At 33.3% G+C, this 26,733-nt stretch carries 30 protein-coding genes and 1 other RNA gene; 16 read left to right on the top strand and 15 right to left on the bottom strand.

The window, feature by feature from the left end:
* Positions 1-32: 32 nt before the first annotated feature.
* The 5 genes from aroQ to BZARG_RS05830 all read right to left on the bottom strand — a co-directional run bounded on the left by aroQ (position 33) and on the right by BZARG_RS05830 (position 3,777).
* Positions 33-455 carry a type II 3-dehydroquinate dehydratase gene (aroQ, locus tag BZARG_RS05850; RefSeq protein WP_008636352.1) on the bottom strand — a complete coding sequence of 141 codons (423 nt, stop codon included), beginning with the start codon at positions 453-455 and terminating at the stop codon, positions 33-35.
* A 65-nt stretch (positions 456-520) separates the two neighbouring features.
* Complete coding sequence (locus BZARG_RS05845; protein ID WP_008636350.1) at positions 521-1,159, bottom strand: porin family protein; 639 nt, start codon at positions 1,157-1,159, stop codon at positions 521-523.
* A 163-nt stretch (positions 1,160-1,322) separates the two neighbouring features.
* Positions 1,323-1,937: a porin family protein gene (locus BZARG_RS05840; protein WP_008636275.1), complete on the bottom strand. Its 615-nt coding sequence runs from the start codon at positions 1,935-1,937 to the stop codon at positions 1,323-1,325.
* A gap of 177 nt (positions 1,938-2,114) precedes the next feature.
* The gene (locus tag BZARG_RS05835) at positions 2,115-2,741 is read right to left on the bottom strand and encodes an outer membrane beta-barrel protein (RefSeq protein WP_008636278.1); all 627 of its coding nucleotides are present in this window, start codon (positions 2,739-2,741) and stop codon (positions 2,115-2,117) included.
* A 367-nt stretch (positions 2,742-3,108) separates the two neighbouring features.
* A complete protein-coding gene (locus tag BZARG_RS05830) occupies positions 3,109-3,777 on the bottom strand; it encodes a porin family protein (protein ID WP_008636338.1) in 669 nt (222 codons plus the stop codon).
* 194 nt (positions 3,778-3,971) lie between these two features.
* On the opposite strand from BZARG_RS05830, the gene xerD reads away from it, so the two are divergent.
* On the top strand, positions 3,972-4,883 hold the full coding sequence (xerD, locus tag BZARG_RS05825) for a site-specific tyrosine recombinase XerD (RefSeq protein ID WP_008636288.1): 912 nt from the start codon (positions 3,972-3,974) through the stop codon (positions 4,881-4,883).
* A gap of 156 nt (positions 4,884-5,039) precedes the next feature.
* Here the strand turns inward: xerD and rny are convergent, their stop codons facing one another.
* The 4 genes from rny to BZARG_RS05810 form a co-directional block, all read right to left on the bottom strand.
* A complete protein-coding gene (gene rny / locus BZARG_RS05820; RefSeq protein WP_008636292.1) occupies positions 5,040-6,611 on the bottom strand; it encodes a ribonuclease Y in 1,572 nt (523 codons plus the stop codon).
* A gap of 55 nt (positions 6,612-6,666) precedes the next feature.
* Positions 6,667-6,794: non-coding RNA, 6S RNA (gene ssrS, locus BZARG_RS15450), on the bottom strand.
* A gap of 55 nt (positions 6,795-6,849) precedes the next feature.
* Positions 6,850-7,143 (bottom strand): cell division protein ZapA, encoded by a 294-nt coding sequence (locus BZARG_RS05815; protein WP_008636284.1) that lies wholly within the window; start codon positions 7,141-7,143, stop codon positions 6,850-6,852.
* Between the two features lie 16 nt (positions 7,144-7,159).
* On the bottom strand, positions 7,160-7,450 hold the full coding sequence (locus BZARG_RS05810) for a hypothetical protein (protein ID WP_008636353.1): 291 nt from the start codon (positions 7,448-7,450) through the stop codon (positions 7,160-7,162).
* A 175-nt stretch (positions 7,451-7,625) separates the two neighbouring features.
* On the opposite strand from BZARG_RS05810, the gene BZARG_RS05805 reads away from it, so the two are divergent.
* The 4 genes from BZARG_RS05805 (at position 7,626) to BZARG_RS05790 (ending at position 12,845) form a co-directional block, all read left to right on the top strand.
* Entirely contained in the window at positions 7,626-9,317 is a 1,692-nt protein-coding gene (locus BZARG_RS05805) for a M23 family metallopeptidase (protein ID WP_040288065.1), read from the top strand.
* Between the two features lie 53 nt (positions 9,318-9,370).
* Positions 9,371-11,794: a TonB-dependent receptor gene (locus BZARG_RS05800; protein WP_050807290.1), complete on the top strand. Its 2,424-nt coding sequence runs from the start codon at positions 9,371-9,373 to the stop codon at positions 11,792-11,794.
* Positions 11,795-11,866: 72 nt separating this feature from the next.
* Positions 11,867-12,241 carry a hypothetical protein gene (locus BZARG_RS05795; RefSeq protein ID WP_008636324.1) on the top strand — a complete coding sequence of 125 codons (375 nt, stop codon included), beginning with the start codon at positions 11,867-11,869 and terminating at the stop codon, positions 12,239-12,241.
* A gap of 94 nt (positions 12,242-12,335) precedes the next feature.
* Positions 12,336-12,845, top strand: coding sequence for a hypothetical protein (locus tag BZARG_RS05790; protein WP_008636326.1), 510 nt, complete (start codon positions 12,336-12,338; stop codon positions 12,843-12,845).
* 139 nt (positions 12,846-12,984) lie between these two features.
* Here BZARG_RS05790 and BZARG_RS05785 read toward each other — a convergent pair whose 3' ends face one another.
* Positions 12,985-14,127, bottom strand: a complete 1,143-nt coding sequence (locus BZARG_RS05785) for a cysteine desulfurase family protein (protein WP_008636305.1) — start codon at positions 14,125-14,127, stop codon at positions 12,985-12,987.
* Between the two features lie 117 nt (positions 14,128-14,244).
* Here BZARG_RS05785 and BZARG_RS05780 point away from each other — a divergent pair, with 117 nt between their 5' ends.
* Positions 14,245-15,165, top strand: a complete 921-nt coding sequence (locus BZARG_RS05780; protein WP_008636319.1) for a hypothetical protein — start codon at positions 14,245-14,247, stop codon at positions 15,163-15,165.
* Between the two features lies 1 nt (position 15,166).
* Here the strand turns inward: BZARG_RS05780 and BZARG_RS05775 are convergent, their stop codons facing one another.
* Together BZARG_RS05775 and BZARG_RS05770 are read right to left on the bottom strand one after the other, a co-directional pair.
* Entirely contained in the window at positions 15,167-15,712 is a 546-nt protein-coding gene (locus BZARG_RS05775) for a Smr/MutS family protein (protein ID WP_008636271.1), read from the bottom strand.
* Entirely contained in the window at positions 15,702-15,911 is a 210-nt protein-coding gene (locus BZARG_RS05770) for a hypothetical protein (protein WP_008636301.1), read from the bottom strand. Before BZARG_RS05770 ends, BZARG_RS05775 begins: the two co-directional genes overlap by 11 nt.
* Positions 15,912-16,051: 140 nt before the next feature.
* On the opposite strand from BZARG_RS05770, the gene BZARG_RS05765 reads away from it, so the two are divergent.
* Together BZARG_RS05765 and BZARG_RS05760 are read left to right on the top strand one after the other, a co-directional pair.
* A complete protein-coding gene (locus tag BZARG_RS05765) occupies positions 16,052-16,339 on the top strand; it encodes a DUF2752 domain-containing protein (protein WP_040288064.1) in 288 nt (95 codons plus the stop codon).
* A gap of 19 nt (positions 16,340-16,358) precedes the next feature.
* Positions 16,359-16,700 carry a CCC motif membrane protein gene (locus tag BZARG_RS05760; RefSeq protein WP_008636329.1) on the top strand — a complete coding sequence of 114 codons (342 nt, stop codon included), beginning with the start codon at positions 16,359-16,361 and terminating at the stop codon, positions 16,698-16,700.
* A gap of 80 nt (positions 16,701-16,780) precedes the next feature.
* Here BZARG_RS05760 and rocD read toward each other — a convergent pair whose 3' ends face one another.
* Positions 16,781-18,061: an ornithine--oxo-acid transaminase gene (gene rocD / locus BZARG_RS05755; protein ID WP_008636297.1), complete on the bottom strand. Its 1,281-nt coding sequence runs from the start codon at positions 18,059-18,061 to the stop codon at positions 16,781-16,783.
* A 204-nt stretch (positions 18,062-18,265) separates the two neighbouring features.
* Here rocD and rlmD point away from each other — a divergent pair, with 204 nt between their 5' ends.
* Genes rlmD through BZARG_RS05740 form a run of 3 tightly spaced genes read left to right on the top strand, consistent with a single transcriptional unit; the run spans position 18,266 to position 20,929 of the window.
* Positions 18,266-19,678: a 23S rRNA (uracil(1939)-C(5))-methyltransferase RlmD gene (gene rlmD, locus BZARG_RS05750; RefSeq protein ID WP_008636293.1), complete on the top strand. Its 1,413-nt coding sequence runs from the start codon at positions 18,266-18,268 to the stop codon at positions 19,676-19,678.
* Positions 19,679-19,683: 5 nt separating this feature from the next.
* Complete coding sequence (locus tag BZARG_RS05745) at positions 19,684-20,226, top strand: DUF6452 family protein (protein WP_008636336.1); 543 nt, start codon at positions 19,684-19,686, stop codon at positions 20,224-20,226.
* The gene (locus BZARG_RS05740; RefSeq protein ID WP_040288062.1) at positions 20,192-20,929 is read left to right on the top strand and encodes a DUF6048 family protein; all 738 of its coding nucleotides are present in this window, start codon (positions 20,192-20,194) and stop codon (positions 20,927-20,929) included. Before BZARG_RS05745 ends, BZARG_RS05740 begins: the two co-directional genes overlap by 35 nt.
* A 353-nt stretch (positions 20,930-21,282) precedes the next feature.
* On the opposite strand, the gene BZARG_RS05735 is transcribed toward BZARG_RS05740, so the two are convergent.
* Entirely contained in the window at positions 21,283-22,440 is a 1,158-nt protein-coding gene (locus BZARG_RS05735) for a THUMP domain-containing class I SAM-dependent RNA methyltransferase (protein ID WP_008636320.1), read from the bottom strand.
* A gap of 130 nt (positions 22,441-22,570) precedes the next feature.
* On the opposite strand from BZARG_RS05735, the gene BZARG_RS05730 reads away from it, so the two are divergent.
* The 5 genes from BZARG_RS05730 to BZARG_RS05710 all read left to right on the top strand — a co-directional run bounded on the left by BZARG_RS05730 (position 22,571) and on the right by BZARG_RS05710 (position 26,021).
* Positions 22,571-23,299, top strand: coding sequence for a class I SAM-dependent methyltransferase (locus BZARG_RS05730; RefSeq protein WP_008636277.1), 729 nt, complete (start codon positions 22,571-22,573; stop codon positions 23,297-23,299).
* Positions 23,299-23,973: a ZIP family metal transporter gene (locus BZARG_RS05725; RefSeq protein WP_008636303.1), complete on the top strand. Its 675-nt coding sequence runs from the start codon at positions 23,299-23,301 to the stop codon at positions 23,971-23,973. Before BZARG_RS05730 ends, BZARG_RS05725 begins: the two co-directional genes overlap by 1 nt.
* Before the next feature lie 9 nt (positions 23,974-23,982).
* Positions 23,983-24,411 (top strand): DUF4268 domain-containing protein, encoded by a 429-nt coding sequence (locus tag BZARG_RS05720; protein WP_008636285.1) that lies wholly within the window; start codon positions 23,983-23,985, stop codon positions 24,409-24,411.
* A gap of 192 nt (positions 24,412-24,603) precedes the next feature.
* Positions 24,604-25,233 carry a MarC family protein gene (locus BZARG_RS05715; protein ID WP_008636294.1) on the top strand — a complete coding sequence of 210 codons (630 nt, stop codon included), beginning with the start codon at positions 24,604-24,606 and terminating at the stop codon, positions 25,231-25,233.
* Positions 25,234-25,454: 221 nt separating this feature from the next.
* Positions 25,455-26,021, top strand: coding sequence for a hypothetical protein (locus tag BZARG_RS05710; RefSeq protein WP_008636340.1), 567 nt, complete (start codon positions 25,455-25,457; stop codon positions 26,019-26,021).
* A gap of 79 nt (positions 26,022-26,100) precedes the next feature.
* Here BZARG_RS05710 and trhA read toward each other — a convergent pair whose 3' ends face one another.
* Positions 26,101-26,727, bottom strand: a complete 627-nt coding sequence (gene trhA, locus BZARG_RS05705) for a PAQR family membrane homeostasis protein TrhA (protein WP_008636335.1) — start codon at positions 26,725-26,727, stop codon at positions 26,101-26,103.
* Between the last annotated feature and the right edge of the window lie 6 nt (positions 26,728-26,733).

Raw genomic sequence — 26,733 nt, 5'->3', positions numbered from 1 at the left:
GCAAGGACAAGAGTTCCTTCCGATTGAGAAGGTTAAGATGGGATAAAACTCTGAATCGCTAATTCATAACTCTGTAGTCCAAAACCAACAATAACACCTTTTGTATGCGGCGCAATATAAGATTGATGTCTAAAATCCTCTCTACTGAAAGTATTAGAAATATGAACTTCCACAACTGGCGTTTTAATACCCGAAACAGCATCACCAATACCCACAGACGTATGTGTATAAGCAGCGGCGTTTAAAATGATTCCATCGTATGAGAATCCAACTTCATGCAGTTTGTTTATTAATTCACCTTCTATGTTCGATTGAAAGTAATCGATAGTTACATCTTTAAATTTCGATGAAATTTCATCCAAGAACTCTGTAAATGATAAATTACCGTAAATTTCAGGTTCTCGAACGCCTAATAGATTTAAATTAGGGCCATTTATTATAATGAGTTTTTTCATAAAGTAAAGGTATAAAAAAAACCGAAGCTGAAACTTCGGTTTTTAATTCTATTAAACTGTTAGATTTAGAACATAAATCCAACACCAGCTTGCCATACAGCATTTTTTGCATCTACATTTTGAAATACGGTATCATCTTTAAAGATACTTGTTAAACCAAATGTGTAACGAGCGTTTACAAAGAAACCTCCATCAAACTTATAGGCTGCACCAAGAGCTAAAGATGTATCAAAATCTTTGATATAAGAATCATCTGCATTAACTTCTATATCACCTCCATCAGAATTTGGTTGAAAATCCAATTCTTCATGAATTTTAAATCCAAATTGAGGACCCGCTTCCACGCTTAATCCTTCAATAAGATATACTTTAACTAATACAGGTACTTGAATGTAATCTAATTGATATTCTACATTTTCATTAGTATCAAAAACATTATCCTGATCTACTTCTTTCACGTCAAAACCTTGACCTGAATACATAACCTCTGGTTGAATAGAGATGCGATCTGTAAGTGGAATTTCAGCTAATAAACCAACATTAAAACTCGTTCTAGATTTTAAATCATTAAAATCATCACTTGTAATGGTTGAGAAATTCACACCACCTTTAACACCAAACTGAACTGCTTTAGAATCCGATTGAGCGTTGATGCTTGTCATTGAGAATACTGCTGCTGCAGCTACTAAAATTACTTTTTTCATATTGTTATGCTATTATTAATTATTAATTGAAATACAAAGATTGTCGATTTTTGAGGGGTATATTGACTTAAAAAAAATAATAAATAACTCAATTAAAATTTATATAATAAAAAAGCCGAAGTTTAAACTTCGGCTTTACTATAATTAACTGTATATAAATAATCTAGAACATAAATCCAGCTCCAATTTGCCAAACCGCATTTTTGGCATCTATATTTTCAATTACAGTGTCATCCTTAAAGATGTTTGTTAATCCCATATTATAACGACCGTTTATAAAAAAACCGTTATCAAATTTATAGGCTGCACCAAAGGCGACACTAGTATCAAAATCCTTGATAGCTGAATCGTCTGGATCAATGGTAGTATTACCACCAATTGCATCTGAATCAACTTTTATTTCCTCATGAATTTTGAAGCCAAATTGAGGACCAGCTTCCACACTTAAGCCTTCAATAAGATATACTTTAACTAAAACAGGAACTTGAATATAGTTCAAATTATAATCCACATCTTGATTTAACACCTTACTAGTGAAACCCTGGCCAGAATACAATGCTTCGGGCTGAATAGAGATGCGTTCTGTAAGTGGAATTTCTGCAAGTACCCCAACATTGAAACTCGTTCTTGAATCAGCATCATCAAAATCATCGCTTGTAATGGTTGAGAAATTTACACCACCTTTAACGCCAAATTGCACTGCTTTTGAATCTGACTGCGCGTTACTGTTTGAAATGGCAAAAACCGTAATAGCTGCTACTAAAAATACTTTTTTCATTTGTCTTATAGTTTTAAAGTTATAGCTATTGTACGACAAGTATTACGCGTTTGGATGCAACGTTAACGGTATTTAACAGGTTAAAGAGCGTAATTAACGTTTTTTAGTAAATTATGGAAACAAAAAAACCGAAGCAGATGCTTCGGTTTTAATATAATATTGGGTAATGCAATCTTACTATAATTTGAATAATAAACCAAACATAGCGTTACCACCAAATGGATTAGCAACATCTCCGAAACCGAAATTGAATTCTGAAACTGATTCTCCTTTAGCTCCACCAACTTCTGCTTTACCTGTAGAGAACGATAAGATGTTCTTTAAGCCAAAAGATAATGCAATGTTTTCAGTAACAAAGTAGTTGATACCTAAATCAAATCCAGCACCAATAGTGTTTAACTTTACATCACTAATTTTGTCTTCAGCACCCGAATAACCAATACCTAATTCAGTAAACGTTTTAAAACGCTTTCCTAAATCTAAAAAGTAGTAACGCGCAAATACACCTGCACCTAAAGCATTAACGTCTGCTGTAGTAGTTCCTGCAAGTTTAGTTTTAGTACCTGCAAAACCTAAATTAACACCTAGAGCTAAGTCTTCAGTTAAAAAATAACCAGCTTTAGGGCTGATGGTGTAACCACTTATTTTCTCATCTGTGTTCTTGTCATTAGAAGAATTGAATCCAACGTTACCTTCAATAAAGATATCGCCTTCTGCGAAACCAAATGTACCGTAATCTTCTTGTGCACTTACATTGGTAAAACCGAATGCTGCAATAGCAGCAACAAATAATAATTTTTTCATCTTGATAAACTTAAATTTAGTTTTTAATTTATTTGAAGATGCAAAATTAAGTCTAATCATCATATCAACCAAATCAAAAAGACTCAGTAGTTTTTAATAGTTCTAAACCAAATTTTAAATCTCAATTAAAACTTAAATTTTAAGATCCAAGCCTCTATTCATCCCTGTTTTCAATACTTGATACCAAAATTATTATTTATCAATAAATTGATAATTTTATGGTAACATATATGTAAGTTTCTCCCATTAAAATATAGTTAGAAAAAACAGGAACTTCAAGTAATTTCAGTCTTATATACGTTAAGTTTTGGTATAAAAAAACCATCCGAGATGGGATGGTTTTTCATATTATATTTGATTGTACAAATTAAAACATAAAACCAGCAGAGATTTGAGCTACACGGTTCTTACGTGAAAATGAAAATATCCCTAAATCAACTACATCACCATAATAATCCTCGTCATCCACTTTAGATAAACCTAAATTATAACGTGCAGAAAAGAAAAGGCCACTTGGCAACTCATAACTTACACCAAAGTTTAATCCGAAATCTAATGTCTTATATAGATCTTTACTGTCAATTTTAGTATCATCGCTCACCAAATCATTATTAGAATCATTCAATTCGTTTTTGGCTGATATTAAAAACCCAACTTGAGGACCAGCTTCAATAGCTAAACCTTCAATTAGCATAAATTTAGCCATAATAGGAATATTGATGTAGTTTAGATTAACATTATAATCTACCTTACGATCATCATTATCTAAATAGTTAGACTTGTATCCTTGATTTGAAAATAGTAATTCCGGCTGTAAAGCAAATTTTTCTGAAAGTTTAAACTCTGCTAACCCACCTATATGGAAGCCAACCTTCATTTCTGCGTCTTCTAAATCAGTACTAATGCCCGCAACGCCAAAGTCTCCAGCTATATTTGCGAAGTTAACACCTCCTTTAACACCAAATCGAATATCTTGCGCCGAAATTGAAGCTAAACTAAAAACAGCAACCACTGCAAACAAAAATAATTTTTTCATAATATTAAAATTTTAAGTTATTGATTACCGCAAACTAAACACTTTTTTTAGATTATTTGTAATTAACATGTAACTTTTTATTTTAACAAATAAATGTATAAACTTATAGTTAACTAATATAAATTCATGTTTCTAATCACTTCAATATTTTCAAAAATAATAAAATCGCCTATTTAAACTGTACTTTTGCAATCATGAAATGGCATCAAGCACTCACCGATTTTAGTTTATATTTAAAAATTGAACGTGGTTTATCTAAAAACACCATAGCGAGCTACAGTTTTGATATTGAAAAACTTATCGCTTATTTAGAAGATCATAAAATAGCGGTATCCCCCATTCATATCAACTCGGAAACCATTCAGCAATTTATTTATCAGGTTGCAAAAGGTGTAAACCCACGTTCACAATCACGCATAATTTCGGGTTTACGAAGTTTTTTTAACTTTTTGGTTTTTGAGGATTATAGAAATGATAATCCAGTCGATTTAATTGAATCACCCAGAACGGGCAGAAAGCTACCTGATACTTTAAGTCTAGAGGATATTGATCGACTAATTAACGCCATAGATTTATCCAAGGAATACAACCAAGTACGCATTGGAGAACGCGACCGCACGATGCTAGAAACGCTCTATGGTTGCGGATTACGGGTTAGTGAATTGGTAAACTTAAAATTATCGGATTTGTTTTTTGAAGAAGGTTTTATAAATATCATCGGTAAAGGTGATAAACAACGTTTTGTTCCAATTGGTCCCGCTACTCAAAATTATATTAATATTTATATAAACGAGGTTAGAACAGCTATCAAAATTCAAAAGGAATTTAATGATACTTTGTTTTTAAACAATCGCGGAAAACAACTCACCCGCGCGATGGTTTTTACGATTATTAAAAAATTAGCGGAAGAAATAAATTTAAATAAAACTATTTCGCCACATACTTTCAGACATTCCTTTGCTACACATTTATTGGAAAATGGCGCGGACTTAAGAGCCATACAAATGATGTTAGGTCATCTAAGCATTACAACTACGGAAATCTATATGCATTTGGATAAAAAACAATTGAAGAAAGCTATTCAAACTTTTCATCCTAGAAAATAAATTAATTCTGAATTTATTTCAGTCTTCAGACCTCACAGTCCCGACGGTTCGGGATAAAACCTGTGAGGTCTTTTCAACTTAAACCCATTAGTATTGAAACCAAAAAAGTCCTTCTATTTCTAGAAGAACTTTTAATATTATCTATTTTATAAACTTTTACTTGGCAATGTTAACAGCTCGTGTTTCACGAATAACCGTTACTTTCACCTGTCCTGGATAGGTCATATCCGTTTGAATTTTTTGTGAAATATTAAAAGATAAATCCGCCGCTTTTTGATCATCTACTCTATCGCTTTCTACAATAACACGTAATTCGCGACCTGCTTGAATAGCATAGGCCTTTTTAACACCGCCAAAACCGATAGCAATATCTTCCAAATCTTTTAATCGTTGAATATAACTATCTAAAACTTGACGTCTAGCGCCTGGTCTTGCTCCTGAAATAGCATCACACACTTGAACGATCGGTGCTAACAGGGTTTTCATTTCAATTTCATCATGGTGCGCTCCAATAGCATTACAAACGTCTTCCTTTTCACCATATTTTTCCGCCCACTGCATACCTAAAATAGCATGTGGCGTTTCCATATCTGCTTCGGCATCTGGTACTTTTCCAATATCATGTAAAAGTCCAGCGCGTTTTGCTGCTTTTGGATTTAAGCCCAACTCGGCTGCCATAATACCGCAAAGCTTGGCAACTTCACGCGAGTGTTGTAATAAGTTTTGTCCGTATGAAGAACGATATTTCATACGTCCAACCATTTTAATTAATTCAGGATGCAGGTTATGAATTCCTAAATCTATAATGGTACGCTTCCCAACCTCAATAATTTCTTGTTCAATCTGCTTGGTTGTTTTTTGAACAACCTCTTCAATACGTGCCGGGTGAATACGACCATCCGTTACTAATTTATGAAGTGATAATCGTGCAATTTCACGACGTACAGAATCAAAACATGATAAGATAATCGCTTCTGGCGTATCATCAACAATAATCTCAACACCAGTTGCTGCTTCAATAGCGCGAATATTCCGACCTTCACGACCAATTATACGTCCTTTAACATCATCCGATTCAATATTAAAAACAGATACACAGTTATCCACTGCTTCTTCAGTTCCAATACGTTGAATGGTATTAATAATAATTTTTTTAGCTTCCTGCTGTGCCGTTAATTTAGATTCTTCAATGGTGCTTTGAATATAAGCCATAGCATCACTTTTAGCCTCTCCTTTTAAGGACTCTATTAATTGTGCTTTGGCATCTTCGGCAGATAAACTAGAAATAACTTCTAATTGTTCTATTTGGCTTCTGTGTAATCTATCCACTTCTTCCTGCCTTTTCTCAATAACTTCTAATCGGTGGTCATAGTCTTTAACCTTATCTTCTAATTTATCATTTAATTTCTTGCTTTTAGAAAGTTCTCCAGACACTTGCGACTCTTTATCACGTGTACGTTTTTCAGAATCCGCCATTTTCTTATCACGAGACATAATAACTTTTTCATGCTCCGACTTAAGTTCTATAAACTTTTCTTTTGCTTGAAGTATTTTATCTTTTTTAAGGGCTTCTCCTTCACTCTTCGCAGCTCTTAATATAGCTGAAGCCGATTTTTTAGCACTTTTTATAACTTTAGACGCATTGCTACGCTCCAGCACTTTAGCCGCAATAAATCCAATTATGACACCCAATAATATTCCCCCTACAATTATAATTGTATTATCCATTTTCTAGTTGATTAATTTATATAAAAAAAGCCTGCACCAGTGTAAAGTTTTGTATAAACTCCTTAAAACAAGTTTAGGGATACCAAGCTGATCAAGAATCTGTCCGAGATACTGAATAAATTCAGCACTAACAGCGCGCTTTTACAACTTAAACTCACCCTTTTTAAAGAATTCGCGTTGAGTTTATCAAAATAATAACTAATGCAGGCAGTAAACCTTTATTTTATTTATAAGAACGTTAAGAGTCTAAATGCGCATCCAACAAATCGTTTAAAGCTTCCAACTTTAATTCCACTGTTTCGCTCGCATAATCTTTATCTAATGATTTCTGTTCAACTTGCGATGCAAACTGCAAGGCACACATGGCCAAAACATCTTGCTTATCTTGAACAGAATAACTTTGCTCAAATTGTTTTATCATAGCTTCAATATTCTTGGCTGCTTTACGCAATCCTTCTTCTTGATTTGGTGTAATCGTTAAAGGATACACCCGATTGGCTATTGATAGCTTTATTTTTAGTTTCTCTGACATTGAAAACTATGATTCATTAATCCGAAAGTTGGGCAATACAATGATCAATCTCCCTAATTAATGTGTTTATTTTGAGTTTTGTCTCTCTTTTATTTTCGTCACTGCCGAGCATGGAATTGGCTATTTTTAGCGCTTCATATTTTTCTTCCCATGTTACGATAGTCGCTTTGTGGGCTTGAAGCATGCTTTGAGTCGATTGTAATTCCTGCTGCAATTTTAAATTAGCTTGTTTTAAAAGCTCTTGCTTGTCTAAAACCTTGTTAATTTTGGTTTCTAAAACACTTACAGTTTCCTCAATTTTACTCATGTATCATATCCATACTTATCTCACAAAGTTAACATACCTAATTTAATTAACAATAGTTTTTCAATAAAATTTAAATATTTCACGTTTCCTCTCTAAATCAACATTTTGGCAATGCTTACGGTTTTACTTGTCCAACTTGAATCAAATTAATAATTTAGCCGCAACATACACCTATATGCAAAAATTTCTTTTTTTTTCACTGCTTTTTACGTTTCTAGCTCATGCGCAAAATCCGTATCCTGAAGATTACTTTAGACATCCTTTAGATATCGCGATAATCCCATCAGGAACTTTTGGTGAATTGCGTTCCAACCATTTTCATTCGGGACTGGATATTAAAACACAGCAGCGTGAAGGTTTAAAAGTGTTTGCAACTGCCGATGGCTATGTTAGTCGTATAAAAATCGCGCATTATGGTTATGGAAAAGCACTGTATATTACACATCCAAATGGTTACACCACTGTTTACGCACATTTACAGAAACTGGCACCAGAATTAGAGGCTTATATTAAAAAACTACAGTATGAGCAGGAAAGTTATGAAGTTGAAGTTTTTCCGAAGCCTAATGAATTACCTGTTTTAAAAAGCGAGTTAATTGCCTTAAGTGGAAACACAGGCGGCTCTGGTGGTCCACATTTGCATTTTGAAATACGCGATAATGCTGAAAGACCATTAAACCCATTGCTTTTTGGAGTTGATATACAAGATAAAACCAGACCCTATATTTCGGACGTTTACGCTTATACTATTTCGGAAGATGCTCATATAAATTCCATAAGCGGAAAACAAAAACTACGGTTAATTAGCAACAAAAATGGTGATTATACCGTAGAAAACATCAAAGCGTTTGGGAAGATAGGTTTTGCCATTGAAGCTAATGATCGTCAAGACTTAGCGAGCAACACCAATGGTGTGGAAAATATTCAAACATTTTATAATGGAAATCAGGTATTTGAAATTGACTTTAAACGTTTTTCTTTTGATGAAACCCGTCTGCTTAACCGTTATATCGATTATGAACATTATACCCAAAACAAAAAACGACTTCAAAAACTATTCGTAGAAAGCGATAACGACTTAAGCATGTATAAAAATATAAACGATTATGGCTATATAAAAATCCAAGACAGTACATCTTCTGTTTATAAAGTGCGTGTTAAAGATTTTCATAATAACGATGTTTGGTTGACCATTAATATTGAAGGCGATAAATCTGCCGATGCAAAACCTAAACTAAAACAAATTACGCCATTTCATATCTATTCAAAAAAATCTAATGAACTCATAAACAAAAACATTTCTGTAAATTTCCCACAGGGTACTTTTTTCGATGATTTCTACATAGATTTTCAAGTCCAAAATGACACGATTACTCTGCATGAAGACATAATCCCGATTAGAAAAAACTTTAGTATTTCCTATGATATTAGTAATTATAAAAATAAGGATTCGGATAACCTATATATAGCGAGACTTGTTGGTTGGAAAAAACAATATGCGTTGTATTCTAAAACATATAGAAAAGAAAATACGCTTACCACATACTCCAAAACACTTGGAACTTATGCCTTGGCTAGAGACTCTATAAATCCTAAAATAGAACCCATAAATTTTTCTGAAGGTAAATGGTTAAGCAATTACCGTTTCTTAAAATTAAGAATTCAAGATAATGAGTCTGGAATTTCAAATTATCGCGCGACTCTAAATGGGAAATGGATTTTAATGGAATACGAATACAAAACAAATACGCTGACTTATGATTTTAATGACGCTATTTCTTCAGAAACAAAAAATTATTTAAAGCTAATTGTAACAGATAATGTTGGAAATAATTCTATTTTTGAAACAAGCTTTTTCCGAAAATAAAATCATCCAAATTGACATATAAATCTTTTTTAGTTTTAATTACTTTCTTTTTAATGGCTACTTTATCTGTCGTTGCACAGACAGGAACACTTAAAGGGGTGATTTTAAGTGGCAATAACACGCCAATTCCAGACGTAAATATTTCAGCAGGAACAGCAGGAACTACGACAAACGACTCGGGTTACTACAACATAAAAATACCTGCAAATCAAGATATAACCATTATATTCTCTCATATTACCTTTAAATCTGTAATAGCTACATTCCATCTTAAAAATGGCGAAGATGTGGAGTTTCATCCAGTTATGGATGATACCATAGAGCAAATAGCAACAGTCGTAATTTCGGGTAAAACACGTAAAGATGTGGCAGGTATTGTCACTTTTGAACCAGAAACGATTAGAAATATTCCAGGTGCCAATTCTGGCGTTGAAAATTTATTAAAAACGCTACCTGGTGTAAGTAGTAATAATGAATTGAGTACGCAATACTCCGTTCGTGGTGGAAATTTTGATGAAAACCTCGTTTATGTAAACGGTATAGAAGTATATCGTCCTTTTTTAATCCGATCGGGACAGCAGGAAGGTTTAAGTTTCGTAAATACAGATTTGGTTCAGAATGTCGATTTTTCAGCTGGTGGTTTTCAAGCTAAATATGGTGATAAACTATCATCAGTATTAGATATCACTTACAGAAAACCTTACCAATTTGGAGTTAGTGCGGATTTAAGTTTGCTTGGCGCCAGTGTTTCCGCAGAAGGAAAAAGTAAAGACTCTAAATTTAACGGCATTATTGGTATGCGTTATCGCGATAACAGTTTATTGGTAAACGCTAAAGAAACAGAAACCAATTACGACCCTAAATTTGCCGATATTCAAACCTATTTAACCTATAAATTTACCGATAAATTTCAATTGAGTTTTTTAGGAAATGCTTCTATTAATAAATACAATTACGAGCCTGAAACCCGACAGACAAATTTTGGAACACTTCAAAACCCGTTAGCTTTATTGGTTTTTTACGAGGGTCAGGAGCGCGATAAATACGAAACCTATTTCGGTGCGTTAAAAGGAACTTATCTATTAAATGATGATTTGACGTTAAATCTCATCGCATCCACATATCATACCATTGAAGAAGAACATTTTGATATTTTGGCACAATATCGTTTAGGTGAAGTAAATACTAATATTGGCAATAATGATTTGGGTGAGGTTGAGTTTAGCGAAGGTATTGGAGGCCAATTAAATCACGGTCGGAATAATTTAGATGCCTTAATTACAACTATGGAACACCAAGGAGATTATAAAAACGATGATCATGAATTTGAATGGTCTATAAAATACACCAATGAAGACATTCGTGATCGATTGGTAGAATGGGAAGTAATCGATTCTGCTGGATTTTCAATCAACCCGCCAAGTTCAGATGCTTTCAATAATCAACCGTATGCCCCTTATGAAGGGCCTCTAGAACCTTTCCAAAACGTTCGTGCTAAGAACCAAACACAAATTGATAGAGTTCAAGCGTATTTGCAATGGAGCAAACGCATGGATATTGGCGATAGTGAAGCCTGGTTAAATGTTGGTGCCCGAGTTCATAATTGGACTGTTAAAGATGATGGTATTGAAAGTAATAACCAAACTGTTGTGAGTCCGCGAGCACAATTCGCCATTAAGCCTAATTGGAAAAAAGATATGTTATTTCGAATTGGAACAGGACTATATTACCAACCCCCTTTTTATAGAGAATTACGAGATTCCTCGGGAACGGTTAGACCAAATGTGAAAGCGCAACAATCTTTTCATATTGTTTTGGGAAACGATTATAGTTTTAAAATGTGGGATCGCCCTTTTAAATTAACCACTGAAGCTTACTATAAAAAAATAAATGATGTAAACCCATATACCTTGGAAAATGTGCGCATTCGCTACCGGGCTAACAATAACTCCGAAGCTTATGCCTACGGTTTAGATATGCGCTTAAATGGGGAATTTGTACCAGGAACAGAGTCTTGGTTTAGTTTTGGTTTTTTAAAAACCGAAGAAAACATAGACAATAAAGGTTATATTCCGAGGCCAACCGATCAGCGTTTAAAATTTGCTGCATTATTCCAAGATTACGTACCTAATTTACCTAAAATGAAAATGTATTTAAACCTAGTTTATAATACAGGTTTGCCCGGAGGTTCTCCCAGTTATGCGGATCCATATCAATACCAAAATCGCTTGCCAGACTACAAACGTGCCGACATTGGTTTTCAATATGTAATTGTAGATAATAAAGATAATTATGAAAGAGGCTGGCGCAAACCCTTTAAATATCTATCATTAGGTGTTGAGATATTCAACGTATTTGATGTTCAGAATTCCATAACAAACACTTGGGTGCGCGATGTATATAGTAAACGCCAGTATGCAATTCCCAATTATTTAACGCCTCGCGTATTTAATGTGCGCACAAGTATGCGTTTCTAAAAAAACTGTTTTCTTATAAAAATTTAACAAAGTTTTGATTTAACCGAACCAACTTTGTACTACTTTTGTAGTATGAAAACGAAGTTTCAACTTCATATAGTCATTTCCCTACTCCTAGTTTATGTTTTAAACTTTGGTGTAACGGTTCATGATGTTTTTGCAAATTCGATTTCAGAAAATACGGTTAAAAAACAGACGACTCATAAATCTTCTAAAGATAATTCGTCTCATTATTATGCCAATCAAGATCTTGAAATAATAGGCCACACATCTGTGACTTTCAATCTTGCTGATGTCTTTCAAGAACCTGTATTAGTATCCAACAACTACAAATCGTTACACGCTTCGCAAGCAGCGAAAGACAATCAGTATTATAAAACAGGTAAGTATATTATACCTAGTTTAAATATCCAAACCTGTCTATTTCCTTTTCACGATTTTATTTAGAATCCATTTTTAATTTTTGTTTAGAAGACATTTTAGTCTTTAGTATCATGCTTTTAATTAAGCACAATTTTAACAATCAAAAAAATAAAAAAATATGGATTCAAATACGCTTATCATGGGCTTAATTATAATAGCCGTAATTATAGTACCAATTATGTTCATTCAAATGTCGCAAAATGGTAAAAAGAAAAAAGCAAAAAACACCTTTATAGCTGAAGCTAAATCTAATAATGTGCATGTTTCCGAAATGGATTTCTGGGGAACTTATTATGCTATTGCCATAGATAAAGATGAAAACAAACTAGTTTACTCTAAAAAAACAGAAGAAGAAACAGAAGAAGAAACAGAATGGATTACAGCCGATTTAAGTTCAGTAACAGATTGTTTCATTCAAAAAACAGATAAAACCATTCAGAATAAAACAACTAGTAAAATTGAAACCGAACGTATTGATTTGGTGCTAAGAACCAATGGGCAGAAAGATTATGTTTTAGAGTTTTATAATATAGATGTCAATTTTGAAATGACAACAGAAAGAGCCTTATTAGAAAAATGGCAAGCTATTGTTAAAAAGCAAGTGGCTGCAGTAAAAGTTGCTGCCTAAACATTGATTAGCTGTTTGAAAAATAGTTTCAAACTCCTTATAAAATATACAAAGTTCAAAGATCAAGATAATTTCTTGCTTCTTTGAACTTTGTTTTTAGCTTCTAGTCTATTTTCTATTCTGTGATAAACGCACCTCCCTACTCCACAAATTCTTTTAAAACAGAAATCACATAATCAATTTCATTTTTTGTGTTATAGATACTAAATGAAAAGCGAATGGATGGTTTTTTCAAATCGTCTTCACATAAAACCTCTGTTAACACATGCGATCCTTTACTGCTTCCACTTTGACAGGCACTTCCTTTAGAGCAAGCTATACCTTTTAAATCCATTTGAAATAATAAAATCAATGCTTTTTCTGGAGGTAATGGTAAACAGACATTAATTAAAGTATAGGTACTTTTTTCTAAATTACCCGACAAACCATTAAAAGTAACATCTGGGAAGGCATTTTTTAATTCCGAAATAAAATATTTTTTCAAGTCTAATACCTGATCGCTCTCCTTTTCTAAATTATCATAAGCCATAGTATAGGCTTTTTCTAAACCTACAATATCATGAGTAGCTTCAGTACCTGCACGGATACCACGTTCTTGTTCGCCTCCAAAAATTAATGGTTTTAAACCAGAATTCTTCCTAATAAAAGCAAAACCAACACCTTTAGGTCCATGAAATTTATGGGCACTTGCCGCTAAATAATCTACATGGATATCTTGTAAATCTATTTCGTAATGTCCAACAGATTGCACGGCATCGCTATGAAACAAAGCATTATGAGTTTTACATAAATTACCCACACGTTTAATGTCTAAAATATTCCCGATTTCATTATTAACATGCATTAAGCTCACTAAAGTTTTACCATCAGTTTGCAGTAAATGCTCCAAATCGGCATAATTTACAAGTCCATCGGTATCTAATTTAACATAGCTAACTTTAACATCATAAGTTTTTTCTAATTGTTGTACGGTATGTAAAACCGCATGGTGCTCTACTTTTGAAGTAATAATATGTGTCACGCCCAAATCTCTAACAGCACATTGTAAAGCTAAATTATCCGCTTCCGTACCGCCAGAGGTGAATACTATTTCTCCAGCCGAAACATTAAGCCTTTTGGCAATCGTTTTTCTAGCCTTCTCAATTAACACTTTGGATGAACGCCCAAAACTATGAGTTGATGATGCATTACCATAGTCATTTCGCATAACAGTTGTCATGGCATCTATTACTTCATCTCGCACTTTCGTGGTTGCCGCACTATCAAAATAAACTGGTTTCATATAGGAAGGTTTCTCTTTTTATTAATTCTGACAAAATTACGAGAAATAAAATTATTTGTTCAGCATGGCGTTGTATATTTGGATATTCTTTTATAGTTTGTTTAAAATATGGTATCCATGCGAAAATTAATCTTACTTTTTATAACTTTTTCAATTTTATCGTCTTGTGATGATGGCGATATTATAACCGTTGAATTCGATTTTGAAGAAACTTTTTTAGCTTGTGGAGAATTGGTTTTTTATAAAATAAAAAGCGATCCTTTTGAATCTTTATCTCTCAAAATAAAAAACCCAGGTTTAACCCTAGAAAGCTTAATAGCATTAGATGCTAATGGCAATCTAGTAAACGATCAAGAAATAGAAGTTCTTATTGGAACTGGTGGTAACCAGTTTAATTACCGTACTTATAACAATGATCCCATTGGATTATTCTGTAATGATATTCCGCCTTCTAGTGTTCAAATTACACAAGATTTATCCAGCATTGCAGGAAAAGCCTATATAAAAGTCACATTAATAGAAGACGATTTAGATGGTATTCCTGCAGAAATGGAAGACGAGAATTTAGATGGCGATTTTAATCCTGCTACCAATCCAACCGATACAGATGGCGATGGTATTCCGGATTATTTGGATGAAGATGATGACGGCGATAATGTTTTAACAAAAATTGAATTAGGCGATGCCGCCGATCCATTAACAAATCCGAGAGATACCGATGGCGATGGTGTTCCAGATTACTTGGATACCGATGATGATAATGATGGTGTTTTAACTATTAATGAAGAAAATCAATCTCAAGATCAAAACCCTGCTAACGACTATACAGATAATACAATAGCGGATTACTTGAACCCTAATGTAAGTACAACAGTAATGGCAACTGCTTACCGGGTACATTCAATTAATCAAGTTTTTGTTATAACGGTACGGATTAAAGATATTCAGTTTCCGAATATAACACAGACCGATTTTAATATGGGTAAATTAAACGATTCTCGTTTAAACAAAACACGAACCGTAACACCTGCTTTTTAAATTAATAAGTACTCACATTTTGGTAAATATAAACTTCTGTGGCCCCTATTCCATACTTTTTGAAGTCGGCATCATAATACTTTACATTATTATAACGGCCAAGTAAGTATTCCAATTCCGTTTTTAAAACACCTTCGCCTACACCGTGGATAAACACCATTTTCTGTATGCGCTTCTTGATTGCAAATTCTAATTGACCACGAGCCGTGTCCAATTGCAAAGTAAGCATATCGTGATTACTCATGCGTTTAAAATTTTCGGTTAGATGATGAATGTGCAAATCCACCTCCATAGTTGGCTGGTATTTTTCTTTTGATTTTTTGGAGACGCTCGGTTTACGTTTAGGTTGTTCTTTTTCTCTAATAAAAGCTTCAGAAATATTCAAATCAATTTTCAAGGGCTTGGTAATAACCAATTCTCTAGGTTCAAAATCGAGTTCAAAACCATCAGGTGTTTCTATCGTAATATTCTCACCTTTTATTTTGGTAATAATACCCGATAAATCATCATCTAATACCGCTACTGCGTCTCCTACTTTAAACATCATGGTTTTCATGTTTTACTTCTTCTACGTCTTTATCAAACTTACTCGGAATTTTACTTGATATTCTATAAACGCCAAACATTAAAATTACAATACCAGTGATTAAAAAAGCTAATGGCTTTTCGTCTCCTGTTTGAGCATAAATAACTAATATACTTCCCACTAAAATTAAGAAATAATTGATACGTTGTTGGTTCTTCATAGAATATATACGATTTTAAATAGAGTTCAAAATTACTAATATAAGTTGATTTAGAATAATTAATGAATATTATTAAACTGAAAAACCGCGTTTTATTCAACACTTTTTTTAACTTGGCCCAAATTCAATTAAAGAAAATTATGTCTTCATTAGAAGGTTTTATGTTACCATGTTTTACCAAACAAATTTTTGGAGCAGACTGCATGGGATGTGGCTTGCAGCGTTCTGTATTACTAATATATAACGGTGAGCTAATTGCAGCATTTAAAATGTACCCAGCTGTTTTTCCATTAATTGCACTGTTTATATTTATTGGTATCAATATTTTCTTTAAATTTCAGCATTCAAACAAAATAATTAATCTACTCGCTATTATAACCATTAGTGTTATTATGGTGAGTTTCATTTTTAAACTATTAATCAATTAACTAAATTAACTTATCACACATGGAAAAACAAAGACTTAACCCAACACTCGTTTATGTATTGGCTATTATTGGATTATTATGCTGCTGCATTCCCGGTTTCGGAGTAATACTGGCAGGTATTGCTTTTTTTATAGCATTTAATCAAATTAAAAAAGCACAATTAAATCCAGAAGAATACGATTTAAAAAGTGTTAACGCTATGAATACTGCCAAAACATTAGCTTTAGTAATATTAATTATCAACGTTCTAATTCTTGTTTGGTCTATTTATCAAATCTACTCTATGGGTGGCTGGGAAGCATATTGGGGTCAGTTTGAAGAAGCTTTTAAACAAGGTTTAGAGTCATCTAATCAAAATTAGAAGAATTCTAGATGTAAAAAAAAAGCGACAATTAAATTTGTCGCTTTTTTTACATCTATAAGTAAATGATTTACTTTCTATTATTTTTCGAATTGCTTCAACGTTTTCACGATAATAGAAACACAATCCATAAGTTGCTCTTCAGTCATAACTAAAGGCGGTGCAAAACGAATAATATTACCATGTGTTGGTTTTGCTAATAAGCCGTTATCACGCAAGGCTAAACAGATATTCCAAGCTGTTTCACTATCCTCTCTATCATTAATAACAATAGCATTTAATAAACCTTTACCACGAACCAAGTTTACAATAGTACTTGTTTCGATAAATTTATTTAATTCGCTTCGGAATAACTCACCCAATTTAAAAGCATTTTCAGCAAGTTTTTCATCTCTTACAACTTCTAATGCTGCCATAGCAACGGCTGCTGCCACTGGATTACCTCCAAAAGTACTTCCATGGTTTCCAGGACGGATAACATTCATAACCGCATCATCTGCTAAAACGGCAGAAACTGGATATGCGCCACCAGATAAAGCTTTTCCTAATATTAAAACATCAGGTTTTACCTCTGGTTCTTTAGAGCAGTTTTTATCTTCGCAACTACAATTACCACAAGTGGCCAATAAACGACCAGTTCTAGCTATTCCTGTTTGAACTTCATCAGCAATAAATAAAACATTGTATTTTTCACAAAGCGCTTTTGCTTTAGCTAAATAGTCTGGAGCTGGTACATAAACACCTGCTTCACCTTGAATAGGTTCTACTAAAAATCCAGCAACATTAGGGTTGGATTTTAAAGTGTTTTCTAAAGCTTCTAAATTATCATATTCAATTTTAATAAATCCAGCTGTATAGGGTCCGAAGTTTTTTCGAGCTACTGAATCATTAGAAAATGAAATAATTGTAGTTGTTCTACCGTGGAAATTATTTTCACATACAACAATCTCGGCTTCATTTTCATCAATTCCTTTAACTTCGTAAGCCCATTTTCTACAGATTTTCAAAGCTGTTTCCACTGCTTCTGCACCTGTATTCATTGGTAGTAACTTATCAAATCCAAAAAATTCACATGCAAATTTTTCGTATTTCCCAAGCATATCATTATGAAACGCTCTAGACGTTAATGCTAATGTACTTGCTTGCTCATGCATAGCATTTACAATTTTCGGGTGACAATGTCCTTGGTTTACCGCTGAATAAGCTGATAGGAAGTCATAATACTTTTTACCTTCTACGTCCCATACATAAACGCCTTCACCTTTACTCAAAACCACTGGAAGTGGATGGTAATTGTGTGCTCCGTACTTGTTTTCTAAATCGATCGCTTCTTGCGATGTTAATTGGTCTAAAATAGCCATTTTAATATTTTTTTAAGTTAATACCCAGTAATTTGAATATCTAAAATAACCATTCCTACTGTACCTTTATCCTTTCGAAGTGTCGAAAATTCAGCGTGGGAGAGAAATCATCCCTAGGAAATGCAAATTTACTAAAATTCTGCTGTTTCTTAAAATATTTGCTACATGTTTTTTGCTACGAAAAAACAAAGTACTTTTGCATCTATGTCAAGAAGAAGAAATAAAAATCAAATATTCACCAATGTCGAAGTGATTGACGCTGGTGCCAAAGGTAAAGTAATTGGAAAAGCAGAAGATGGTAAAGTTATTTTTATGACGAATGCCGTTCCTGGTGATGTGGTTGATGTGCAAACCTTTAAAAAGCGTAAAGCTTATTACGAAGGAAAAGCAACCGTTTTTCACACCTTGTCTGATAAACGTACCCAACCAGAATGTGAACATTTTGGCGTTTGTGGTGGTTGTAAGTGGCAAGATATGGGCTATGAGCACCAATTATACTACAAACAAAAAGAGGTTACGAATAACTTAACGCGTATTGGACATATAGAATTACCAGAAGTTACGCCTATTTTAGGTTGTAAAAACCCTTACTTCTACCGAAATAAAATGGAGTTTTCTTTTAGTGATAGCCGTTGGTTGACCGTGGAAGAAATTCAATCGGATGAAGATTTAGGCGATAGAAATGCGCTAGGTTTTCATATACCTGGTATGTGGGATAAAATTTTAGATATTAAAAAGTGTCACCTGCAAGCCGATCCATCCAATGCTATTAGAAATGCGGTAAGAGATTTTTCCATTGCCAATGGTTTAGAATTCTTCAACACTCGAAATCAACATGGACTTTTACGTACTATGATGATTAGAACATCATCAACCGGCGATATTATGGTTATGATTCAGTTTTTCAAGGAGGATAAAGTAAAGCGTGAATTATTGCTAGATTATATAGCAGAAACGTTCCCTGAAATTACATCACTACAATACGTTGTAAATGAAAAAGCTAACGATACTATTTACGATCAAGAGGTGATTTGTTATAAAGGAAATGATCATATTTTTGAAGAAATGGAAGGTTTACGCTTTAAAATTAATGCAAAATCATTCTACCAAACCAATTCAGACCAAGCTTACGAACTCTATAAAATAACGAGAGATTTTGCAGGACTTTCTGGAAACGAACTGGTTTACGATTTATATACCGGAACTGGAACTATTGCACAATTTGTAGCTAAAGAAGCACAAAAAGTAGTTGGTGTTGAAGCCGTTCCTGATGCTATTTTAGCAGCTAAAGAAAATGCAGAATTAAATGGTATTCAAAACGTTGACTTTTATGTGGGCGATATGAAAAAAGTATTTAATCAGGATTTTATAAATACACATGGCCATCCGGATGTAATAATAACCGATCCACCTCGTGATGGTATGCATAAAGATGTAGTTCAACAAATATTAAATATTTCACCTAAAAAAATAGTTTATGTTAGCTGTAATAGTGCTACGCAAGCTCGAGATTTACAATTAATGGACGCGCAGTATAAAGTAACACGTACACAAGCCGTTGATATGTTCCCGCAAACACATCATGTTGAAAATGTTGTACTTTTGGAAAGAAGATAATACTTATGAAAAAAACCGTTGCCTTATTAATTCTGTTAGTTAGCATAGCATTTAGCTGTGAGCGTGATGATATTTGTACATTAGACACGCCTACTACACCGCGAATAACAATTGAGTTTTTTGATATTCAAAACCCAGAGCAGCAAAACCCTAAAAATGTTTTTAAGTGTCGTGTTCAGGGTATTGGCAACGATGAAGCGCTTCCCGAATTGGATGGCGCTAGTCCAAAACAAATCATATTATTGCCTTTAAAAACGACTGAAACAAGTACGCAATACAGTATTTACAGCAATTATGCGCTAAACAATAATAATACGCCAAACGATCCTAGTGACGATTACCCAACAGGTAACGAGGATATTATTACTATTTCATACGTTCCGGAAGAAGTTTATGTTTCCCGAGCTTGTGGATTCAAAACCGTTTTTAAAAACATTACAATTACAGTGGAAACGGATACTGATAATTGGATAGAAATTATACAGTCTGTAAATGATAATCAAATATTAGAAAATGAGGAAACAGCAAACTTTAGCATCTTTCATTAGAACAATTTTTATAGGTATGCTGTTTTGTTCAGTTTCATTTGCACAAAGCGATAGTATTCCCAAAAATAAAAAACTAAAAGACAGTAGTAAGCAACAAGAAAAATATGGCTTGAGACTTGGTGGTGATGCTAGCAAATTAATCCGCTCATTTTTAGATGACGATTATAAGGGTTTTGAAATTAATGGTGATTTTCGTTTTATGAAAAAACTTTATTTAGCGGGTGAATTTGGTATTGAAGAGAAAAGAACAACCACAGATTATATAGATGCTACCGCTTCGGGAACCTATATAAAGTTGGGTGTAGATTATAATGCTTACGAAAATTGGTACGGCATGAATAATTTACTTTACGGTGGTTTTCGTGTCGCTGCTAGTAATTTTAGTCAGAAACTGGACAGTTTTGGTGTCTATTCGCAAAATCAATATTGGGCACCGCAATTTACATCATCTGAAACAAAGGAGTTTAGTGGCTTAAATGCCGTTTGGGCTGAAATTATTGTGGGACTAAAAGTAGAAGTTCTTACCAATTTATTTTTAGGCGTTAATGCCCAGTTTAAATACATTATCTCAGAAAAGGAACCTGGTAATTTTGAAAACATCTATATACCAGGTTATAATAAAACTTATGATAGTGGCAGTTTTGGTTTCGGTTATGGTTATAATGTCTCGTATTTGATACCGCTTTTTAAGAAGGCTAGGTAGTGTTCAGTGTTCAGTGTTCAGTGTTCAGCGAAATTAAAAATGCGTATCTATATAACAAAACCATTAAACAAGTTCTGTTTCTTTGCTAACTTTTTAGAAAGTCTTCACCGTCGTCTTTTTATCTTCACAACTTAACGACCTTGAAAAGCCGTGCGTGAAAATCTTTGAAATCCGTGTAAAACAATTTCACACCCCTTGCGCCTCTGCTACTTTACGAGAAAATAATTCCTTAATTATTCTTATAAATATATAATCTCAAAAAAGAGCTATGAAAAACCCAGATATTCAAGTAAATCATATATTGTTTACTGAAAACTGCAACTGCATCTGCAACTGCAACTGAAAACTAAAAATTAATCTTGAAATTTCGCCTTCTTACTCCCTTCATACATGACATATTTAACTAAACGCGATTCTAATTTCGCATTCATTAAATGTATTTTTCTAGATGGACGTAAACCCACATGCTTTAAAGCATCTAAATTTGAGGTAATAAACCAAGCATCCGTTCCTGGATAATTTTGTTTTAAGGTATCGCCGATTTCAGCATAAAACTTCTCCATATCAATATCCAAACGTTCACCATACGGTGGATTGAACACCATATGAAGTTTAGCTTCTCCAGCTTTTTGAGTCTTAAAAAAATCTTCGTGTTTAATAGTTACGAATTCCTCTAAATGTGCATTTTTAATATTGTCTTTGGCTTTGGCAACCGCACTAGGCGATTTATCATAACCAATTATTTTATGATGAAAATCGCGCGTTTTTTTCAATAGCGATTCTTCAATAGTTTCAAATAAAGCCACATCCCAATCATTCCAACGTTCAAAAGCAAATTCCTTTCGCATTAAATTTGGAGGAATATTACAAGCTATCATAGCGGCTTCTGCTAAAATAGTTCCACTACCACACATAGGGTCCATAAAGTCCGACTGGCCATCCCAACCAGACAACATAACAAGTCCAGCGGCCAAAACTTCATTTATAGGCGCAATATTCGTGGCTGTTTTATAACCGCGTTTATGTAAGGATTCACCTGAAGAATCTAAAGAAATTGTACACTGATTTCTATCAATATGTACATTCACTTTTAAGTCCGGAAAGCGTAAATCAATATTTGGTCGTTCTTTGGTTGTATCTCGAAATTTATCTACAATCGCATCTTTAGTTTTAAGCGCAATATACTGTGAATGCGTAAACTGTTCAGAGTGAACTGTTGAATCTATAGCCAATGTTCCAGAAGATTTCATATACTGACTCCAATCCATTTTATAAACCTGATCGTATAAATCTTGTTCATTTTTAACTCGAAAACTATGAATCGGTTTTAGGATTTTTATAGCCGTACGCAAGCCCAAATTTGCTTTATACATAAAGCCTTTGTCGCCACTAAAACTCACATTCCGCACACCTTTCTTGATGTCCTGTGCGCCTAGCTGACGTAGTTCTTTTTCTAGTAATTCTTCAAAGCCAAATAAGGTTTTGGCAACCATTTTATAATTATTCTCCATTGCAGACATTAAATAGGACGCAAAAATACAGTATTTTTGTGGCAAGACAACAGACTTTTATCAACAATAAGAGTTCCCTTAATTTATAAAAGACATTAAAAGACAAAAGCCCAGTAACGGGAAAACATATATGGAAAACACAACGCAATGGTTCACTTCATGGTTTGACACACCGTATTATCACATACTCTATAAAGATAGAGATAATAGCGAAGCACAACTATTTATGGATACTTTAACCAATTATTTAAATCTCCCTGAAGGTGGAGAAATATTAGATTTAGCTTGCGGAAAAGGCCGTCATGCCGTTTATTTAAGCTCGTTAGGTTATGATGTTACAGGTGTCGATTTATCGGAAAACAGTATTGAACACGCCAAACAATTTGAAAATGACAATCTGCATTTTGAAGTACACGATATGTGTAAACCTTTTAAAAAGCAATTTGATGCAGTTTTTAATTTATTTACCAGTTTCGGTTATTTTGAAAATGAAATAGATAACTTAAAAACGATTCAAGCCATTCAAGCTGATTTAAATGAAACAGGCTTTGGTGTCATCGATTTTATGAATGTGGAATATGTGATTGCTAATTTAGTACCAGAAGAAGTAAAAACCGTTGATGGTATTGACTTTCATATAAAACGCTATGTGGAAGATGGCTACATTATAAAGGATATTAATTTCGAAGACGGTGGCGAATCCCATAAATTTCAAGAGCGTGTTCGTGCCTTTACTCTCAATGATTTCGAGGTACTATTCGATCAATCCGGCGTATATTTACTCGATATTTTTGGAGATTATAAGTTGCAAAAATTTCACAAAACTTCATCTGAACGTTTAATTATGATCTTTAAATAATGTATCAATACCTATTACCCATATTAGCCGTTGTCATAGGTTCCGCGTTAGTTATTTTAACGCGGAAAAACACCTATTTCAACTTTAAACTATTACTCGCTTTTAGTGGGGCATTTTTATTAGCATTAACGCTGTTTGAATTATTACCAGAAGTATATGCGCATTTAGATCCTAAAGAGACGGGATTGTATATTATGTTTGGGATTCTAATTCAGATTATTTTAGAGTTCTTTTCCAAAGGTGCAGAGCACGGCCATGTACATACGCATACTGATGATGAAGTATTTCCATGGGCACTATTTATTAGTTTATGCATTCATAGTTTTCTAGAAGGATTCCCAATCCATGAGCATAACGATATGGTTTACGGGGTTCTAGTTCATAAAATCCCGATTGCTACCGTATTAATGGGTTTTTTATTACATTCCAAATTCAGCAAATTTAAAATTATTGCGTTTATAACATTATTTGCCCTCATGACGCCTCTAGGAACGTATCTTTCTAATCACGTCAGTATTTTTTCAGAATATATTAGTGTTGTTAATGGTATTGTAATTGGTATATTCCTACATATCTCCACCACTATTCTATTTGAAAGTGGCGAGGGTCATAAGTTTAATCTCACCAAACTAGTAGCTATCGTTTTAGGTATTGCAGCTGCTTATGTGATATAATTTGTTATTATGTTTTCAAAAGAAGATTCTAGACAGCTCAAACAAACATTCTGGACTAGTTTTGGTAAATCATTTCCAAGAAAATGGATTTTATACGATACTAAAATCAAAGGCATGAGTTTTAAGTTTCATTTTGATACCAAGATTGCTTTGGTTGCTTTGGATTTAGAAGATGATTTGGAGAATCGTATTAATATATGGGAGAAATTAGAAGCTTTAAAATCCATATTAAAAGACGATTTTTTGCCAGAAGCTATATATGAAGAAACATTTTTTCTGGAAAACGGAAAAGAAATTTCCCGTATTTACCTTCAATTACCGCAAAAAGTATCTATACACAATAAAAATACTTGGCAAGAGGTTATGGTGTTTTTTAATGATACGATGACACGCTTGGAGGCTTTTTTCGAAGACTATAAAGATGTACTTAACTCTTAAACTATTTCTTAATTATTAATTTCGAGGTTTTGGATTAATGACAAACAGTAATAAAACAAGGCTTTTTAAGGGTTATTTTGCTTTAGAAAACGTTTAATTTAAAATATAACATTAGGTCGTTTATATCAAGTAAATTAACTATTTTTGCAGGCTGAAAAAAAAGAAGTTTTCAATAATTATAGAAATTAAACAATGGATCATCTTATTACCTTTTCCATAACGGTATTTACAGGTTTTTTTGCTATCATGAATCCCATTTCCAATTTACCGATATTTTTATCGCTCGTTGGTGGTGCCAGTAAGGAAACTAAACGTCGTATTAGCAAACGTGCAATTATTATTGCATTTATTATTGTTTGCATATTTGTAATACTTGGGAAATTTATTTTTGAAATTTTTGGATTAACAATTCCTGCCTTTAAAATTACTGGTGGAATTTTAATTTTCTATGTCGGTTTTGATATGTTACAATCAAAAAAATCGAACTTAAAACATTTACAAAGTGTCGATATTGATGAAAACATAGCCGTTTCGCCACTTGCAATTCCTATTCTTGCGGGACCAGGAACTATTGTTACCGCCATGAACTTTGTATCGGACGCTGATTATATACAAATTGGTTTAGTACTAATTATTTTTGCATTAATATGTTTAATGACTTTTATCACTTTCCGTTTAAGTGATTTTATTGTTCGTAAAATTGGAAATAATGTAATTTCTGTAGTCGGAAAAATTATGGGTTTAATCATTGCTATTATTGGAACGAATATGATTATAGAAGGTATTACAATAGCATTTAATTTGCCTATTCATACCCTATAATTCCAGAGCATAACAACATAATAAATGGTTGATAGCGTGATTAATTTATGACTTTTAAGCATTAGCAAAAACATTCCAGCCAGCTTTTTAAATGAAAATCATCTTTATAGTTGCAGTACCCTTTTAAATAGGACTAATTGATAATCACCTTTAAAATCATACTTTAAAGAGGTTATTGTTGTATGTTTAAACTTTTTACAAGAACCTTAATTACTACAAAGATGAAAACATTACTTTGCTTTATTTTATTATTACCGTTATGTATCCTAGCTCAAGAACAAACAAGTTCAGAAATATTTTGGAATCAACTACAAGCACATTGCGGAAACTCCTATGAAGGGGAGATTACTGCAGGTTCTGTTCCTGGTGATGGATTTACAGGGGAAAAATTAGTTATGCATGTGCGCGCATGCGATATAAATGATATTAGAATTCCTTTTTTTGTTGGCGAAAACAAATCTCGTACGTGGGTTTTACATTTAAATGACGACAAAATAATTAGTCTGAAACATGATCACCGCAATCCTGATGGCTCGGAAGAAGAGATTACGCAATATGGTGGAACAAGCTCCAATACAGGCTTATCCAACCTACAAATGTTTCCAGCCGATGCGCATACAGCGCAAATAATAGCTGCTGCATCTACTAATATTTGGTGGTTTACTATTGATGAGACTAGCTTTACTTATAATCTTCGCCGTATTGGTAGCGATCGATTATTTTCAGTTAGCTTTGATTTAACTAAAACTATTAAAACGCCAGAAGCTCCATGGGGAACAACGGATTAAATAGAAAATAGCGTTGTTTATAGATATTAAAATGCCCTTAAGTAATTTCTTAAGGGTGTTTTTTTTGAAAAAGTTTTTTTTAAATCACGTAGAAAAACACCATGAAAAAATGAAAAATAGCACCAGCTAAAACAAACAGGTGCCAGATAACATGGTTAAATTTTATTTTATCAATAGCATAAAACAAGATACCGGCTGTATAAGCAAAACCTCCCGCAAAGAGCCAGAATAAACCATCAGACCCCAGATTTTCTGATAAGTATGAGAAGTCGAATACCACTAGCCAGCCCATCATTAAATACAGTAACACAGAAAGAAACTCAAATTTTCCAGTAAAAAAAATTTTTAAAATAAGCCCGAAAGCTGCAATACCCCAAACCGTCCAAAATAAGAACCAGCCTTTACTTGCTTCAAGCGTTATTAATGCTACTGGTGTATAGGTTCCTGCAATTAAAAAATAAATACTAATATGGTCCAGAATCCGTAGATAATATTTTGGTTTATCGGATTCTACATAATGATATAATGTAGATGAGCTGAACAATATAATAATGGTCAAGCCATAAACAATAACACTAAATAAACTCCAACTTGTTTTATTGGAATTATAGATTATTAAAAACACTAAAGCCGCAATCCCAATAAGAGCTCCAATGCCGTGTGTAATACTATTTAAACGTTCTTCAAAAGGGGTTTGTATGCGCATTAAAAT

Source organism: Bizionia argentinensis JUB59, from assembly GCF_000224335.1.
In the GTDB taxonomy this organism is placed as follows: domain Bacteria; phylum Bacteroidota; class Bacteroidia; order Flavobacteriales; family Flavobacteriaceae; genus Algorimicrobium; species Algorimicrobium argentinense.
The sequence above is the reverse complement of the archived record's forward strand: the minus strand, read 5'-3'. Positions and strand labels throughout refer to the sequence as shown.